Source organism: Rhodococcus sp. P4_B6 (genome assembly GCF_056402215.1).
Map to the genome: position 1 here is coordinate 32,429 of NZ_JBFUHV010000060.1, position 16,181 is coordinate 48,609.

A 16,181-nucleotide genomic window follows, 5' to 3' on the forward strand; every position below is an offset into this window, starting at 1 on the left:
GGATTTTCCTTCTTCTGCCAGACACAGACGAACGTTTGCTCGTTTGTTTGTATTGTGGCGTAGAGCACATCATTCGTCAACGGGTGATCCACGGCATGCCGCTACCAGGGGAAATCGGCTACTTCGTAGCCGTCGCACGTCAATGGGACTGTGCCGCGCCCGGCCCACTCCATCGTCGACTCACCAACTCTGTTGCGTCGGTGAGTAACAGCTCGTGCGCGGTGCGGCTGTGGGGTTCGCTGTCGCGTGCGAACACCCGAAACCAACGTGCGCGATCTGTGCAGCAGGGATCGAAGCACGCGGGGAGCACGGCCACTAGCCCTCCCGGTCCGTGGGGGACTGGGAGGGCGAGTGGCCGTGTCGTATTCGATTGTGGAGTGCAGAGTGGCTGTCAGCCGATCGTGACTGGAGCGGCAACGCGCACAGTGTTGTGCAGTGTGCCCAGGCCGGTGATCTCCGTGGTGAGCGCCTGACCGTCGGACAGATGTGTTCCGGTCGGGTGGCCGACCCCGCCGGGAGTTCCGGTCAAGATCACGTCCCCGGCCTGCAGGGTGACGATGTGGGAGATGTACTCGATCAATCGGGCGGGGGTGAACACCAGGTCGCCGGTCGAGTCGGACTGGACGGTGGCGCCGTCGACGTGGGTGGTCAGTGGGGCGCCGAGTGAAAACTCGTCTGGGGTCACCAGTGTCGGACCGAGCGGGCAGGTTCCTTCGAAGGTCTTGCCCTGCAGCCACTGCTGCGTTCGATATTGGTAGTCGCGCATGGTGACATCGTTCGCGACCGCGAAGCCGGCAATGTACTCGCCGGCGTCGTCGGCCAGTACCGTTCTCGCCGTCTTGCCGATGACTACGGCGAGCTCCCCTTCCCAGTCGACCTGTTGATCGGCGTAGGCCGGGACGTGGATGTCGTCGTAGGCGCCGATGAGTGCTTCGGGGAACTTGGCGAACAAGGTCGGGTAGCGGGGGAGTTCGCGTCCCATCTCCTCGATGTGGTTCGCATAGTTCAGGCCCACGCACACGATCTTCGTCGGGTGCGGAACCACGGGCGCGTACTCCACGGCACCGAGGTCGACGACCTGCCCGGCTGCCTCGGTGGCGATGCGCTGCCAGTGCGGGTCGCGCAGCAGATCCGAGAGGCTGGGATAGGGCTCGATCAGCACCGCGGTTTCGCCGTCGATCCGTGCGGCGGCGGTCGATCCGTTCAGGCGCAGCGTGGCCAGCCTCATGAGACAGCGACCTCGGCGGGCTTTTTGAGCATCAGGCCGGACCGCTGCACGCGGCAAACCAACTTGTCCTTCTGGTTGAAGCCGCGGTGCTCGAACCGGACGATGCCGGTGTCCGGGCGCGACTTCGACTCACGTCGAGACAGGATCTGGGTCTCGACCCGAAGAGTGTCACCGATCAGCACCGGTGCCGGGAAGGCGATCTCCTCGAATCCGAGATTGCCCAGGGTGGTTCCGAGGGTGGTTTCCTGCACCGGGATGCCGACCACGACGCCGAGGGTGAAGACACTATTGACGATACGCTCGCCGTACATGCTGTTCTTGGCGAACTCGGCGTCGAGATGCAGGGGCTGGACGTTCAAGGTGAGCGTCGTGAACAGCAGATTATCGGTCTCGGTGACAGTTCGGGTCACCGCGTGCTTGATGACGAGCTCGGGCTCGAGTTCTTCGAAGTACAGTCCACTCATTGTCGGTTCCTTACGAGGTTGTTGCGGTTAATGCGAACTGATGGATTCGGCGAGGGCGACCACGCCGCGGGCGGTCTTGACGTGCGCGATATCAACGTGTTCGCCCTCGAAGAGGGCGGCGGCCTGGCCCTTCGCCTGGGCCTGTTCGAAAGCCTCGATCATGCGCCGGAAGCGGTCGACGACCTTCGGGTCCGGGGCGTAGACGTCGTTGACCGTCTCGATGTGCGAGGGGTGGATGAGGACCTGGCCGGTAAAGCCGAGCCGACGGTTGCCCTCGGCGAATCGGCGCAAGCCGTCCAGATCGGAGATCTCCTGCCACAGCCCCACGATGGGGTGGGCCAATCCGGCGGCACGGCAGGCGAGCACTGCCTTGCTGCGGTAGTGCAGGGTCTCGAGGCCCTCAGCGGTCCACTCGAAACCGACCTCGCGCGAGACGTCGGCATCGCGGGCGGCGGCCACCATCAGCGAGGCGACCCGCGGATGCGCGGCGGCGATCGCCTCGCAGTTCACCAGCGACTTCGCGGTCTCGAGGGTGGGAATCACCTCGACGCTGCCACGGATCAGGGCGGCCTCGATCTCGAAGTGCTCGAGCAACGCCGCGAAGTCGAGGACCTCACGGGCTCCGTACACCTTCGGCAACAGCAACCCGTCGAGTCCCGCGCGTACCACCGCCGCGAGGTCTCGGCCGAAATGGTCCGTGTCGAGTGGGTTCGGGCGCACCAGCACCGTCACCTCGGGGTGCTCGCGTCGCAGGGTGTCGATCGTCTCGGCTGCCAGCGCGCGGGCATCGGCTTTGCTCGGCTCGGGAACCGAATCCTCGAGGTCGAGGATCACGGCGTCGGCGCCGGCACGCACTGCCTTCTGCGCCCAGCCCTCACGATGAGCTGGCACGAACTGGAGGGAACGTAGGGGTCGCATTACTTCCTCACTCGATAGGGCACCGCCGGTGCGGGGACGTCACTGATTCCCCACACGGTCCCGGGTGATACCGCCGATCGCCGGACCGGCCATCCAGAGGAATCCGCGCCCACCGCGAAGGAGGCGCGGGACCATGTGGTGTGCGGCATCTCGTCACATCCAGACATCGTGGTGCAGGCTTTGACCAAATGATTGACCAGCGGGTTGGCGGCCCGTACTGTTAAACGAACAATCGCTCGTACGTTAACACGGCCGGCGGCGCCGGCGCTATGAGGAGTTTCGATGACAATCAACGACGTCAGCACTGCCGCCCGAGTGATCGGGCAGCCTGATCGCTGGTGGGAGGACCTCGACCTCGGGGACGTGCTCCGCGGGCCCGGCATGACTGTCACCGACGCGCACCTGGTGCACTGGGCCGGGCTGACCTGCGACATCGTCTCGCTGCACCTCGACGAGGAGTATGCCGCCGGCACCCAGTTCGGACAGCGGATCGCACACGGGCCGTTCACGCTGTCGCTCGCCCTGGGACTGACGACGCAGACCGGGTACTTCAACAATGTCGTCGCCTGGCTCGGCCTCGACGAGGTGCGCGCTGTGCGTCCGGTGCTCATCGGCGACACCCTGCATCCCGAAGCCGAGCTCATTGCCACCCGCCCCACCAAGAAGCCCGACCAGGGCATCTGGTCTTTCGCCTACAGCGCGCTCAATCAGCGAGGCGAAGCCGTGATGACCTTCCGGAGCAGCTTCATGATCCGCCGACGTCCCGAGGAGCTTCGCTGACGACATGCGGGTGGCGGATTGCGATCCTCGCGCACTGTTGTGTGATCACGGGCGCACTCGTACGCTGCAGCGAAAGCGAACGTTTGTTCTTGAAAGGAATTGAGCATGGCCGAACATGACAAGCCGGTAGTCACTCGTAAGGGAGAGGAAGCGCAGAACACGGGCCAATCGGGTGGCGCGGTGCGTGTGTCCGGGGTCAGCGTCCAGCACACGCCGGCGACGAAGATTTGGTTCGGGAAGGTCTTCAACGAGCCGGGATATCGGTCCCTGCCGCACCATCATGGTGAGGCCGAGACCGGCGGGTACGTTCTCACCGGCAAGGCGCGAATCTACTTCGGCGAGAACTTCAGCGAGTACATCGACATGTCGGAAGGGGACTTCGTCTTCGTCCCGCCCTTCATGCCGCATGTCGAAGCCAACATGAGCACCACCGAGGAACTCATCTGGCTCACCACCCGCACGCCCGAGAACATCGTCGTCAATCTGCCTGAGGTAGACGACAGCACTCTGGCCGGATACGTCCGTGTCGGAACCCACGCCGAGGCGCACTGACTTTCCCGCCCCCGCTTCATCGCAGGAGTTCCTCTCCTGCGGCTCAATATTGCAATCCACGAAAGTCCTCCGGCCGAGTCACGGCCGGAGGACTTCGGTGTGTCGGACGGCGGAACGCATATCGGCGGTTCGGTGTACCGAGACGGGGCGAATCGGGGGAGAGGTTCAGCGCGCACCGATTCCGGTTGTCATTCTCGCCACCGCCGCGGTGCGATTGTTCACCGACATCTTGCGCAGAATATTGCTAACGTGAAACCGGACCGTGTTCCTCGAAATGTACAGGTCACGACCAATTTCGGCGTTCGATGCACCATCGGCCATCATTCCCAGAATCTCGTGCTCGCGACCGGTCAACGGCTCGTCGTGATCGGAAGGGCGCGTGATTTCGCCGCGGGCAGGGAGTCCGGTGTGAACACACGAATCGGCGCGGCCGCCGGAGAGCAGGACCCTCTCCAGCGCCGATGCGGCACGAAGGCGTGCCGCCCGGTCATCCACGTGCTGAGAGTGAAGCAAGTCGAGGATTTGACTCAGCTCGGCGTACATCGTCATCGATTCCGCAACCTCCGGGTCCAACCGAGCCATGGACTCTCCGGCGCGGACTTCGTGACCTGCTGAAACTCGGCCTGAAATTGTTGGCCGACAGGGGGATCCTTGCCATCCGCAGGGTAGCGTCGTAGGCTACAGCAAACAAACACTCGTAAGTTTAAGTGAGTGTTGGGCACCGAAGCAACTCCACTGAAAGAAGCGGTTCCATGTCGCTTGCCATTGGGGATCGAACAGTGCGCCTCCCGCTCGAGTTGACCAGCTTTGTCGGGAGGCGCACCGAACTCGCTGACGCCAAACGACTCCTCGGTACTCACCGGTTGGTCACCGTGACCGGAATAGGGGGAGTGGGGAAAACACGTCTGGCGTTGCGCGTGGCGGCAGACATCGCGCACACGTTCACAGGCGGTGTCCGGCTCGTCGAACTCGGCGACGTGCACGACGCCGGGAAACTGATCGAGACCATCGCCGAGTCACTGGCACCCGAGATCACAGCGCCCTCTCTCGACGATCTGACCGAACACCTGGCGACACAACGCGCGCTGCTCGTGTTCGACAACTGCGAGCACCTGGTCGACGACGTTGCGGTAGTGGTCGGCAAACTGCTTCGGATCTGCCCGGATCTGCGCATACTGGCCACCAGTCGGGAATGTCTGGGCATCGGCGGCGAAGTCACCCTGGCGCTGCGACCGTTGGCGACCCCCGACTGCCACTGCCTGAGTTCACCGAGCGGGCTCCCCAGCTACGAGGCAGTCGCCCTGTTCGCCGATCGGGCCAGCGCCGCCGTGCCAGGCTTCGGGATTACCGAGGAGAATCAGTTCGCCGTCGTGAAGATTTGCCAGCGTCTCGAGGGGCTTCCCCTACCCATCGAGCTAGCGGCTCAGCGGCTGCGGGCCTTGTCCACACAGCAGATCCTCGAACACCTCGACGATCCGTGCTGTTTCCTCACCCTCGGCAGCCGGGGAGCGCCCGCACGTCAGCAGAGCCTGCGCTCGAGCCTGGACTGGAGTTACGACCTGTGCTCGGCGACCGAGCGATGCCTGTGGGAGGTGCTGTCGATATTCGAAGGCGGATTCGAGCTCGACGCCGCCGAAGCAGTATGCGCCGGCTACGCCACCTCAGGCGAGTTACTCGACGTATTGACCTCGCTGATCAACAAGTCGATCATCACCCCCGAACAGACCCCCGGTCTAGTCCGATATCGCATGCTCGCGACGGTGCGCAACTACGGCCTCGACAAGCTGCGGGCAACCGACCGGCACACGACCGTCCTCCACAGGTATCGAGACTGGTTCATCAAACTCGCCCTCCACGCGGACGCCTGCTGGCTAGGCTCTCGGCAGGTCGAACTCATCGATCGCCTCGACCGTGAACGGGCCAACCTCTACGCCGTGATGTCGGCCCGCCTCGACGAGCCACGCGACGCACCGTGCGGACTTCGCATCGCGATCGCACTCCGGCGATTCTGGATGACACGCGGTCTCCTCGACGAGGGCCGACACTGGCTGAGCCACGCCCGGGCCCACCAACTCCCGGGGCACTCATTCGCGCAGATCACCGCGCTGTGCGCCGAAAGCACACTGGCCGGCCTACAGGGCCGATCTCACGAGGCCTTCGATCTGCTCGCCGAGGCGCGTCGATTCGCCGCCCTGAACTCGGATCCGCGCGTAGGGCAACTCGTTCTCCGTGCGGAAGCCGAAGTGTCGCTCGCGAGTGACGATGCCACGACGGCGTCCGCACTCTTTGAAATCACGCTGGAGGCGATTGATCCGTCCGGGGACGACACCGCACGCTTGGAAGCACTGACCGGACTCGGTCGCGCTCTCGGTCGCAACGGCGACCTCGAGAGCGCAGCCCCTTACCTCCAGGAAGCCCTCGCAATCTCCAACGCACACGGCGAATCGGTGAACCGGGCCGTTGCTCATACGGCCCTCGCTGTTATCTCCGAAACCGGTGCACCCACACGGGCAGCTCATCACCTCGAAGTTGCTCTACATCTGACACGACAGCTGCGAAGTCCTGTCCTTGCAGCCGACCTCCTACATATCGCCGCGACCCTCACCGCCGACCGCCACGCCGAACGCGCCGCTGTGTTGTTCGAAGCCTCCGCTGCATGGCAACACCGTGTCGGCCGAATCCCCACCGGCGCACCAGCAAACCTCGACGATATGAGCGCACGGACCACGCTGAGACTCGGCGAGCGGGAGCACTCCCAAGCGCAGCAGCGAGGGCGACGCTTCAGCCTCGACCAGGCCGTGGCGTACGCACTCGGTGAACAACCCGACCAAGATGAGCGCTGCACCCGATCCGGTGATCGATTGACCCCACGTGAGTGGCAGGTCGCCCAGCTGATCAGGCAGGGGTTGACCAACAAGGCAATCGCCGAGACTCTGGTCATTTCGCAGCGCACAGCCCAAGGCCACGTCGAGCGGATACTCAACAAGCTCGGATTCACCTCCCGCGTCCACGTTGCCGCCTGGCTGACAGAGCGCGACGCCGTCGACCCCGAGGCTGTCTTGGAAGTCGGCTGGCACGGGCGGTGACCCAATCACGTGGATGTTCGTCAGGTGAACGATGAGCTTTCGAGCCACAACAACGCGGGGCGGCGGGGTTTGAGGGCCTATGGGGTCATGGAATCGCGCACACCGGCAGGCAACTCGAACGCACGCGCCCTCCGGCATCGCCCATTGGAGGCCCAACATGCCCGCCGACAGCATCTGCGGCGGAGCAACTCCATTGGTAGCTCAACACAGCACTGCCGGGCCGGAATAACTCCGGCCCGGCCACGCCCAATCAGTGTCAGCTGACGGCGCTGTCCGACCACTCCGGGTAGTCGATGTAGCCCTTGTCCCCGCCCGAGTAAAAGGTGTCGAGATCGGGCATGGTCAGATCGAGGCCATCGCGCAGGCGACGTACCAAGTCCGGATTGGAGATGAAGTACCGGCCGAATGCGATCAGGTCGCCGCCGCGCGCCAACCACCGGTCGGCATTCGCCCTGTCGACGAAGTCTGCACTTCCGACAATCGCAGGGTTCACGATCAGCGGACCAGTCCAGATCTCCCGGATGCGGTCGTTGATATCGTCCGATGCAGTCTCGAGGATGTGAAGGTACGCCAACCCCAGCGGATTCAATGCGTTGAGAAGCGTGGTGTAGAGGCCCTCGGGATCGCTCTCGTTCATGTCGTGGAACTTCCCGCCGGGTGAGAACCTGATCCCCACTCGGTCGGCGCCGATGGCGGCGCTGACGGCGGTAGCGACCTCGACCGCGAAGCGTGCCCGGTTCTCATGCGACCCGCCGTACTGGTCGGTGCGCTGATTGCTGTTGTCCGACAGGAACTGCTGGATCAGGTAGCCGTTGGCGCCGTGGATCTCGACGCCGTCGAAGCCGGCGGCGATCGCGCGCTCGGCCGCCGCGACAAACACGTTGACCTGCTCTCGAATCTGCTCGACGGTCATCTCGGCGGGCGTGACGAACGCGAGCCGACCACCGGAGTTGAAGATCGTGCCCTGGGCGGCGATGGGCGAGGCTCCGAGCGGCTGCATTCCGTTGATCTCCGGGTGCCCCACGCGGCCGCCGTGCATGAGCTGGGCGAAGATCCGGCCGCCGGCATCGTGAACAGACTGGGTGATCGGGCGCCAGGCTTCCTCCTGCTCATCGTTGTAGAGACCGGGAATATTCGGCTCGGACTGTCCCTGCTTCGACGGCGAAATGCCCTCGCTCACGATGAGCCCTGCGCTGGCGCGTTGCGCGTAGTAGAGCGCGGCACTCTCGCACGGTAGTCCCGTCTCGGAGGCGCGAACCCGCGTCATGGGTGCCATGACGACTCGATTCGACAGCTCGAGTGAACCCAATTTGTATGTCTCGAACAACATGACCTGAGAACTCCTTACTGTGGGGGTGTTTGTCGCCCGGTTGTAGCCTGGCGTGCGTCGGCACCGAGCAATGCCCTGTGCGTGGCTAGTTTTCGACGGTGTCTAGTGCACGTGATTCTTGTGGTGTAGTCAGTCGTACCCCTGGACTCGGTCTCATCGGCGTAGCGATCCCAGAGGTTGCACCCGAAGACCTTGTCCCGGCGACGCTGCCAAAGGACGAACCGACGGATTTCCGGTAATGCCCAAGTGGGTTTGACTGCTTCGCCGACCCCACATGCGATCGATCTTTGGGTGCGGGGCCCTCCGAGTAAACGTACGGACGTTCGTACGTAAGTATTGGCGAGATCGGTCGATGTGTCAACCCTCACAGGCGTGCGCAGCGTCGGGCGCTTGTCGCAGGTTGTGTCGAAAATTGGCGCTGCATCTGCTTGGCGGGGGAGGGTGGTCCGCCGATGCGATTAGGTCGACTAGCCCGACCGAGTCGGAGTGGTCTGGGCGTAAAGCTCGGTTTCGCCCACGAGCAGATCATTGATGGGCCCGCTCGAGCTGTTGTATCGCCGCGCTGGGTTCGGTGGCGCCATGTCGGCGTTTGCGACTAGCGCGTGGCGGCTGGCGTAGTCATGGACGACGAGCAACTGCAGCGCACTGAATTTCGGACGATTACACGGTCGTTCAATCACGATGTGACAGTTTGAGTTGCTATATCGAAATGATATGTCCTTATGTGAAATTGGCGTCTAGCCAGAACATGTTGGCTCCCCGACTATCAATGCATGCGTAGGCGATTGAGTGGGCCGAAGGCTGACGACCAGCGCGCTATGCGGTAGGAGATTGAATCTCGGCTGTTGAGTGCCTCGCAGCGCTCGCCTCGGGCCTTGCGCTTTGCGCTGGGATCCCCAAAGGCGCGACGCGGTTGTTACCAGCTCAATCGTCGCCCGGATGCTGGTCTCGACGATCTTGTCGCTGGGATTCATCGGCAGAGAGTTCGGCCCAGCGCGATCCCATGCTTAACAACTTCTTCGCCAGAACATTCTGGGCAGCGAGATACCAATCAGCAAACGTACGATTGTTTATGAGATCACTCGCCGGCCCCTTCGGGGACCGTTAACTTTACTTCGGAGGGCACAGTGACTCGAGCAACTCGGGTGACCCGCGGCGGCGCACGCACGAATGTCGCGATTCGCGAGGCCGCGGCCAGGCTATTCTACGAGCACGGCTACAAGGCGACGTCGCTGCGCACGGTAGCCAGCGAGGTCGGCATCCAGGTCGGCAGCCTCTACAACCACATCAGCGGCAAGGAAGAACTCCTGACGGACATCATGGTGTCGGTCATGGACGAACTCCTCGAGGCGGTGAACAGCGCCCTGTTCGACGTCGACGGCAGTGCCGTGGATCGCTTCAAGGTGGCGGTCGACTGCCACATCCGCTACCACGCCGAGCACGCGAGAGAAGTCTTCATCGGCAACTCCGAACTGCGCTCCCTCAGTAACGGCGACCTCGACGAAGTGCTCGCCAAGCGTGCGGAGTACGAGCGCCTGCTGCAGAAACTGGTCAAGGACGTGGCCAAGGAGGCCGGCGCGGACATCCTCGACGCCAAACTGCAGACGTACTCCATCCTCGCGCAGGGTGCCCATGTGTCGTCCTGGTACAAGCCCGGAGGCCCCAAGACGCTCGACAGGGTGGTCAACGCCTATATCACGATGGCGTTGCGGCAGCTCGGCGTCGAAGACGACAGCTGAGTGCGGTAACCCTGTGTGCGTGAGTTACTCGCGGATGTCGATGGCAACCTCACCACATACCTGAATAGCGAGAATCAAGCAGCACAGTGGACCTCGGAGACGGCGAAGACCATATTCCCGCCGTGCCGGATGATGCCCTGGCGTTCGACCTACGAGAAGGTCGGATAGGGGCCGGACACGGTCGAGTACATCTCCGCCCCACCCATCTCTTTGAGGGGCGGAGGCATCACATCGCTCACCTGCTGAATGCGCGCCAGTTGTCCCGATCGCCACACCTTCTGCTGTCGTGGCTGCGATGCGGGGTACGGCGAGTACCCGTGACCGGCGTAGGTGTGGCAGAGAGGGATTGAGCGTAGCCCGCACCCCGGCTTGATGCTGCACGGTTTGAGGCGCTCCGGGGGCCAGGTAGTCCAATGCGGGGCTTGACACAAGTAGTCGTCGACGAGAGACTTATCACAAACAAACAAACGATCGCTTTTTTGAAATTTGAGGCTTTGACTCCAGCCCGAAGGGGAATCCACGTGAAGATTCGATCGCAGAAACTGCACGCTGTGAGCGTCGTCGTTGTCGCACTCACAACGCTGCTCATGACGTCTTCCTGTTCCAACGGCAGTTCGTCCGGCGGGGGAGGGTCGGGGAAGGTGGCTTTGAAGGTTGCCACATATGAGGGTTTGTGGCTCGAGGCGCCGGTGTACGTCGCCGAGGAGCGTGGCATCTTCGCCAGCCACGGTGTCGAGATCGAGCGGATCAACATTCCGACCGGTCCTACCCAGATCGCGGCGGCACAAAGCGGGAGTATCGACGTGGTGACGCTGACGACTAACGCGATCATGCAGTCGAATGCGAAGGGGGGGACGCCCTTCGATCAATTGATCGGGAACATCCAGCATCAGATCTACGGGGTATCCGGACTCGAGAGTGTGATGGACAACTGCCCCGACGCCGGCAAGCCGTACCCCGAGCCGATCAAATGCATGAAGGGCAAGCGACTGGGCGTCACCGCGCTCGGATCGGACAACTACAACGTGGCGCTCTCACTGCTCCATGACGCAGGACTGAGCAAGGACGACGTGGACATCCTTCCCCTCGGTGGTGGGACGCAGTTGCCGCTGGCCATGCAGAACGGTCAGGCAGACTTCGTGGTAAATACCGAGCCCGGCCCTACACAGGTGGAGAAAGTGTGGAAGATCGCGGTGCCGGTGGTACCGCTGCGAACCGGGGCCACGAACAAGTACTTCAGCACGTGGAGCGGCTCGGGCTTTTTCGCGACCGAACCGGCCGTAGAGAAGAAGCCGGAGGCGTACCAGCGGTTCGTCGACGCGATGGTGGAGGCGTCCGACTGGGCCGCGGACCCCGCCAACGAGCAGGAACTTGCCGCAATTTTCAAGAAGTACGCATCGAACACCCCCGACGAGACGGTGAGCGAACTCGCCAGGACCGCGCCTGCGACTTTCGGCGCACGGATGAATTGTGAGGGCGTGATGAACGCGTCCAAGTGGCTGGCGGAAACCGACCAGGCCACCGCTGAGGATCTTCCGACGAATTGCGAGGACTTCGTCTGGAACTACACGGCCGGAAAGTACCTCGACAAACAAGCGAAGTGAGTCGATTCAAAGACTGCAGCCGGACCGACTCTGGAAGGAGTTTTCAATTGTCATCGAGCAACTCAATGCGCGGCGTGGCCGTCGTCACAGGGGCCGGCAGCGGAATCGGCGCAGCCGTCGCCACCAAGCTCGCCGATGACGGCTATCAAGTACTCGCAGCGGACATCAACCAGGTTAGCTCTGAGAAACTGGCCGCCGAACTTGTCGAGCAGGGACACGAAGCCCTTTCGGTGGAGGTCGACGTGGCGAGCCCAGAGTCCGTGGCGAACCTGGTGTGTCGGGCGTCGACCTGGACCGCGAATCCGATCACCACCCTAGTCAACTGTGCTGGCGTGAACAGTCACCACGACGTCCTGGACCTGCCCTTCGAGGAGTGGGAACGCATCATCCGGATCAACCTCACCGGTACGTTCCTGGTTTGCCAGTCGGTCGCCAAGTTGATGGTCGAGGCCGGCAAGGGCGCGATTGTCAACATTTCTTCCCTGAACGCCGAATTGGTGTCCGGCAAGGGAGCTCACTATGCAGCCTCGAAGGGCGGTGTCCGGCAGCTCACCAAGGCATTCGCGGTGGGACTGGCGCCCCACAACATTCGGGTCAATGCGGTCGGCCCTGGGCCGGTCGAGACCAACCTCACAGCACACCGGATTGCCGACCAGGAGATCCGCCAGAACATGATGCGCGGCCTCCTTCGTGGGCGCTTCGGCCAACCCAACGACGTCGCCTCGGCGGTTGCGTTTCTGGTCTCCGACGACTCCGACTTCATTACCGGAACCACTCTCTACCTCGATGGAGGAATCCTCGCATGCCGATAAACTTCAGTGTCGACGACCTGGGGCCGATCACCGATTTCCGGGCCCGGCCGAACACCGCCGAGTACATGGCGATCTACGACCAGCCGGGCCGACGTGATCCCTGGCCCCGGTTCGGTTATCCGCGACCGGGCAACGAGCCGCTCGATGAGTTCGTGGAGAACGTCGCTCAACTTGGTATCTCACGTGCGGTGTTCACCGGCCGACAGGGATCGTTGGCCGGTGACTGTCCCATTCCGAACGACTACATTGCCGAGTGTGTGGGGCAGTTCCCCCAGAGGCTGACCGGTTTCGCTGGCATCGACCCGCTCACGGGCGACGCCGCACTGGCCGAGGTTCGGCGTACCATTTTCGACCTGAAGCTCTCCGGCATTGCGATGGATCCGCCACGTCAGCTGTCGGGGGAGGAGATCGGCTACGACAACGAGAAGTATCTCTTCCCCGTGTACGAGCTTGCTCAGGAGCTTGACGTGCCAGTCATCCTGACCATGGGACCCATGGTGGCCCAATTCGGTGATCCCTGGCCAGTGGACCGCGTCGCGGCCACGTTCCCGGATCTCAAGATCGTCTGCTCGCATGGCGTCTGGCCCCAGGTCACTGAGCTGATTAGTTTGGCCTACCGTCGATCCAACGTCTATCTCGAGGCATCGATCTACGAGTTCCTGCCAGGGGCAGAGCCGTTCATCGATGCGGCGAGCACCATTATCGCCGACCAGGTCGTGTACGCCAGCGCCTTCCCGTTCAACCCGCTGGGCACACTCGAGAAGTTTCTGCAATTCCCGATCCCGTTCGAAGCGATGAAGAAGGTCGTCTCCGAGAACGCGTTGAAGCTGCTGGGTCCGATTCCGGCGCCGGCCGACGTCGTCGCTATCGCTGGTAAGGCATCACAGTGAAGGGCACACACCAGGCCAGTGGCGCCGTTCTTTCGGAAGAACGTATGACGCGTACCACGACCAGCGCCACGGCCATCGGCCCGAACCCCACAGACTCGCCGTCGAACCAGCAGAAGTTCGCCTTTTCCGTCAAGTCCGTCCGGCATTGGTTCGGCGGCCCGCGAGAGCAACCGCCAGCACTCGACGACGTTTCGATCGATGTCCGCGAGGGAGAGTTCCTTGCCCTGGTCGGCCCGAGCGGCTGCGGAAAGACGACGCTCCTGAACATGCTGGCCGGTTTGATCCGTCCAGACGAAGGCAGCATCGCAGTCCGCGGGGAACCGGTTATCCGGCCACGGTCCTCGGTCGGCTACATCTCGGCCAGAGACGCTCTCCTGCCCTGGAGGCCGGCCTGGAAGAACGTCGCCTTCGGGCTTGAGACCCAGCGTCTGACTCGCGCTGCCCGTAAGGAACGTGCGTACGAGATGCTTGAACTAGTCGGGCTCAAGGGGTACGAGGAGCTCAAGCGAGGCGAGTTGTCGCAGGGAATGCGGCAACGGGTCGCCATCGCCCGCACGCTCGCCGTCTCGCCGGAGATCATTCTGCTCGACGAGCCATTCTCGGCACTGGACCAGCAGACAAAGCTGATCCTGGAGGGCGTGTTCATTGACATCTGGGAGAAGTCGCGCAAGACCATCGTGATGGTCACCCACGACATCGAAGAGGCGGTGGCCATGGCTGACCGCGTCGTGATGCTGACGCACCGTCCCGGACGGATCCGGGTGGACATGGAGATCGATCTCCCGCGACCGCGGGACGTCGCCGAGATCCGTTACGACCCCAGGTTCCGAGAGACTACCCACACCATCTGGAACCATCTGCGCGAAGAGTTGCAGTCCATCAACGTTTTTGAGGAGGGCTGACATGGAGCCCCAGGTTCTCACCGCGACCCGTACGGCCCAGCATCCTCCCGCGACCAATACGACGGGTACGGCACCGAGGCGCAGGATGTCGAGGCGTCGGGTGGCGATCTCTGCGGTCCAGGTCGGGATCGGCGTGCTATTCCTGGCACTGTGGCAGTGGGTGGTGGACGCCGGGTTTGTCGCAGAGTTCTCCGTCTCCAAACCCACGAAGGTGTGGGATGCCTTGACGTCCTATGTCACAGGCCCGGACTTCTGGGGAGACAGCCTGGCCACGATGACCGAAACCCTGGTCGGCTTCGTGATCGGGGCCTTCGTGGGGGCGATTGCAGGGCTGATGCTTGCTCGCTTCAGCTTTCTCGATGCGGCTCTTTCGCCCTACCTGACCGCGCTGAACTCGCTGCCCCGCGTCGCGCTCGCGCCGATGTTCATCCTTTGGTTCGGGATCGGCATGGCCTCGAAGGTGTATCTGGTGATCAGTATCGTGTTCTTCATCGTCATGATCGCCACTCAGGCGGCCGTCAAGACAGTCGACCCGGACTTCATGATGATGGGTAGAGCGATGGCGATTGGTGAGTTCCGAATGTTCGTCAAGATCATCCTGCCGGCCTCGGTCCCAGGCATCTTCGCCGGGCTCAAGCTGGGTACGGTGTATGCCCTGCTGGCGGCAGTGTTCGGGGAGATGTTGTCGTCGCAGGAGGGCTGGGGACAGAAGATTAGCTTGTACTCCCAGTCGTTTCAACCGGACGCCGTCATCGCCGTGCTGTTCGTAGTCATGGTGTTCTCGGTTGCCATCAACGGGCTGATGAGCCTTACTGAGCGGCGGCTGTTGTCTTGGCAGCGATGATGGAGCACCGTCCTGCCCAGTTGGCCGAGTGCGCCGACACGTCAGCACGGCAGGCGAATTCCCGGGATTCAGGTCTGTCGGTCTGACGCACCGACGTGACTTGCAGTCAGCGGTGACCTGTTGGTTCGATCGCCGATTCGCTAGGCGGCGCCGGGTACCCAGAAATCTTCGACGCTGGCACAGGTTGGTAGTAATTGAATAGGTGAATAGGGCTGTGCTGCATCGATCCGGCTGAACAGGTATTGCCGCAAACCTGCGTCAGCTATCGGACGGTTCGGGGTACCGAGCAAATTGTCTAAAACTAGCGTTCGTTGAATGTCGTCAGGATGGACGAGACTCGCTGAAAGGTCTAGTCGCCCAAGGCAGCAGACACGAGCGGGCCGGTTTCGGAGCGAAGCTCTTGCTCGATGAGCAGACATTCGGGCAGCTCCCCTCGGACTATCCGCGCCAATAACAGAAAACCTCAAGGAGAGTTGTGATAGTCGACTTCCGGGTTCGCCCGCCATATAAGAGTTTCACCAAGCTGCACATCTTCCACCCGCGGGTGTCCAACCCGGACCCGGTCACTGCGAAAGGGTTTCAGTTGGATCTGCCGCCCTATCGCTCCAGGGATGAGTTTTCGATGGGCGCATTCGTGGAGGAGATGGACGAAGCCGGCATCGACGTCGGTGTGGTGATGGGCCGCACCGCCCCGCCCGCAGCGGGGTCGGTGCCCAACGATGAGATCGCCGAAATCCTCTCTGCGCACCCCGGTCGATTCGTCGGGTTCGGCTCGGTGGACGTCACCAACCCGAAGGCGGCCATCTCCGAGGTGGACCGGTGCGTCGACCTGGGATTCAAGGGCATCGCGTTCGACAACGGTTATTTCCCCTTGTACGACGACGACGAGACCATCTTTCCGATCTATGAGCGCTGCCAGGAGGAGGGGCTGCTGATTTCCATCACGAGTAGCCTGTTCCTCGGGCCAGACTTGACCTACTGCGACCCGGTGCACCTGCAGCGAGTGGCAGCGCGTTTCAACGAGCTCAAGAT

General features: G+C 62.7%; 15 protein-coding genes. 10 read left to right on the forward strand and 5 right to left on the reverse strand.

Annotation, left to right across the window (positions count from 1 at the left end):
- Positions 1-391: 391 nt before the first annotated feature.
- Genes AC1DWT_RS25790 through AC1DWT_RS25800 form a run of 3 tightly spaced genes read right to left on the reverse strand, consistent with a single transcriptional unit; the run spans position 392 to position 2,610 of the window.
- Positions 392-1,228 (reverse strand): fumarylacetoacetate hydrolase family protein, encoded by an 837-nt coding sequence (locus AC1DWT_RS25790; RefSeq protein WP_477922755.1) that lies wholly within the window; start codon positions 1,226-1,228, stop codon positions 392-394.
- Entirely contained in the window at positions 1,225-1,692 is a 468-nt protein-coding gene (locus AC1DWT_RS25795) for a MaoC family dehydratase (RefSeq protein ID WP_005250675.1), read from the reverse strand. The genes AC1DWT_RS25790 and AC1DWT_RS25795 overlap by 4 nt, the downstream gene beginning before the upstream one ends.
- 27 nt (positions 1,693-1,719) lie before the next feature.
- On the reverse strand, positions 1,720-2,610 hold the full coding sequence (locus AC1DWT_RS25800) for an HpcH/HpaI aldolase/citrate lyase family protein (RefSeq protein WP_477922758.1): 891 nt from the start codon (positions 2,608-2,610) through the stop codon (positions 1,720-1,722).
- 282 nt (positions 2,611-2,892) lie between these two features.
- Here AC1DWT_RS25800 and AC1DWT_RS25805 point away from each other — a divergent pair, with 282 nt between their 5' ends.
- Positions 2,893-3,390 (forward strand): MaoC/PaaZ C-terminal domain-containing protein, encoded by a 498-nt coding sequence (locus tag AC1DWT_RS25805; RefSeq protein ID WP_477922760.1) that lies wholly within the window; start codon positions 2,893-2,895, stop codon positions 3,388-3,390.
- 105 nt (positions 3,391-3,495) lie between these two features.
- A complete protein-coding gene (locus tag AC1DWT_RS25810; RefSeq protein ID WP_477922762.1) occupies positions 3,496-3,942 on the forward strand; it encodes a cupin domain-containing protein in 447 nt (148 codons plus the stop codon).
- Between the two features lie 165 nt (positions 3,943-4,107).
- Here the strand turns inward: AC1DWT_RS25810 and AC1DWT_RS25815 are convergent, their stop codons facing one another.
- On the reverse strand, positions 4,108-4,491 hold the full coding sequence (locus AC1DWT_RS25815; RefSeq protein WP_477922764.1) for a helix-turn-helix domain-containing protein: 384 nt from the start codon (positions 4,489-4,491) through the stop codon (positions 4,108-4,110).
- A gap of 230 nt (positions 4,492-4,721) precedes the next feature.
- Between AC1DWT_RS25815 and AC1DWT_RS25820 the strand changes: the two genes are divergently transcribed.
- Complete coding sequence (locus tag AC1DWT_RS25820) at positions 4,722-7,028, forward strand: ATP-binding protein (RefSeq protein WP_477922766.1); 2,307 nt, start codon at positions 4,722-4,724, stop codon at positions 7,026-7,028.
- Positions 7,029-7,284: 256 nt separating this feature from the next.
- Here the strand turns inward: AC1DWT_RS25820 and AC1DWT_RS25825 are convergent, their stop codons facing one another.
- Complete coding sequence (locus AC1DWT_RS25825) at positions 7,285-8,358, reverse strand: alkene reductase (protein ID WP_477922768.1); 1,074 nt, start codon at positions 8,356-8,358, stop codon at positions 7,285-7,287.
- A 1,127-nt stretch (positions 8,359-9,485) separates the two neighbouring features.
- Here AC1DWT_RS25825 and AC1DWT_RS25830 point away from each other — a divergent pair.
- The 7 genes from AC1DWT_RS25830 to AC1DWT_RS25860 form a co-directional block, all read left to right on the forward strand.
- Positions 9,486-10,097, forward strand: a complete 612-nt coding sequence (locus AC1DWT_RS25830) for a TetR/AcrR family transcriptional regulator (RefSeq protein WP_477922770.1) — start codon at positions 9,486-9,488, stop codon at positions 10,095-10,097.
- Between the two features lie 422 nt (positions 10,098-10,519).
- Positions 10,520-11,701, forward strand: a complete 1,182-nt coding sequence (locus AC1DWT_RS25835) for an ABC transporter substrate-binding protein (RefSeq protein WP_477922772.1) — start codon at positions 10,520-10,522, stop codon at positions 11,699-11,701.
- Positions 11,702-11,748: 47 nt separating this feature from the next.
- Complete coding sequence (locus AC1DWT_RS25840; protein ID WP_477922774.1) at positions 11,749-12,513, forward strand: SDR family NAD(P)-dependent oxidoreductase; 765 nt, start codon at positions 11,749-11,751, stop codon at positions 12,511-12,513.
- Positions 12,504-13,403 (forward strand): amidohydrolase family protein, encoded by a 900-nt coding sequence (locus AC1DWT_RS25845; protein ID WP_477922776.1) that lies wholly within the window; start codon positions 12,504-12,506, stop codon positions 13,401-13,403. Before AC1DWT_RS25840 ends, AC1DWT_RS25845 begins: the two co-directional genes overlap by 10 nt.
- Positions 13,400-14,305: an ABC transporter ATP-binding protein gene (locus AC1DWT_RS25850; protein ID WP_477922778.1), complete on the forward strand. Its 906-nt coding sequence runs from the start codon at positions 13,400-13,402 to the stop codon at positions 14,303-14,305. The genes AC1DWT_RS25845 and AC1DWT_RS25850 overlap by 4 nt, the downstream gene beginning before the upstream one ends.
- Positions 14,306-14,405: 100 nt before the next feature.
- Positions 14,406-15,149: an ABC transporter permease gene (locus AC1DWT_RS25855; RefSeq protein ID WP_477922780.1), complete on the forward strand. Its 744-nt coding sequence runs from the start codon at positions 14,406-14,408 to the stop codon at positions 15,147-15,149.
- A 544-nt stretch (positions 15,150-15,693) separates the two neighbouring features.
- On the forward strand, positions 15,694-16,181 hold a 488-nt coding region (locus AC1DWT_RS25860), incomplete at its 3' end, for an amidohydrolase family protein (protein ID WP_477922782.1).

Bases quoted from the DNA above. Each gene is read 5' to 3' on its own strand.
- AC1DWT_RS25790 (WP_477922755.1), bottom strand. From the start codon at position 1,228: ATGAGGCTGGCCACGCTGCGCCTGAACGGATCGACCGCCGCCGCACGG.
- AC1DWT_RS25795 (WP_005250675.1), bottom strand. From the start codon at position 1,692: ATGAGTGGACTGTACTTCGAAGAACTCGAGCCCGAGCTCGTCATCAAG.
- AC1DWT_RS25800 (WP_477922758.1), bottom strand. From the start codon at position 2,610: ATGCGACCCCTACGTTCCCTCCAGTTCGTGCCAGCTCATCGTGAGGGC.
- AC1DWT_RS25805 (WP_477922760.1), top strand. From the start codon at position 2,893: ATGACAATCAACGACGTCAGCACTGCCGCCCGAGTGATCGGGCAGCCT.
- AC1DWT_RS25810 (WP_477922762.1), top strand. From the start codon at position 3,496: ATGGCCGAACATGACAAGCCGGTAGTCACTCGTAAGGGAGAGGAAGCG.
- AC1DWT_RS25815 (WP_477922764.1), bottom strand. From the start codon at position 4,491: ATGACGATGTACGCCGAGCTGAGTCAAATCCTCGACTTGCTTCACTCT.
- AC1DWT_RS25825 (WP_477922768.1), bottom strand. From the start codon at position 8,358: ATGTTGTTCGAGACATACAAATTGGGTTCACTCGAGCTGTCGAATCGA.
- AC1DWT_RS25845 (WP_477922776.1), top strand. From the start codon at position 12,504: ATGCCGATAAACTTCAGTGTCGACGACCTGGGGCCGATCACCGATTTC.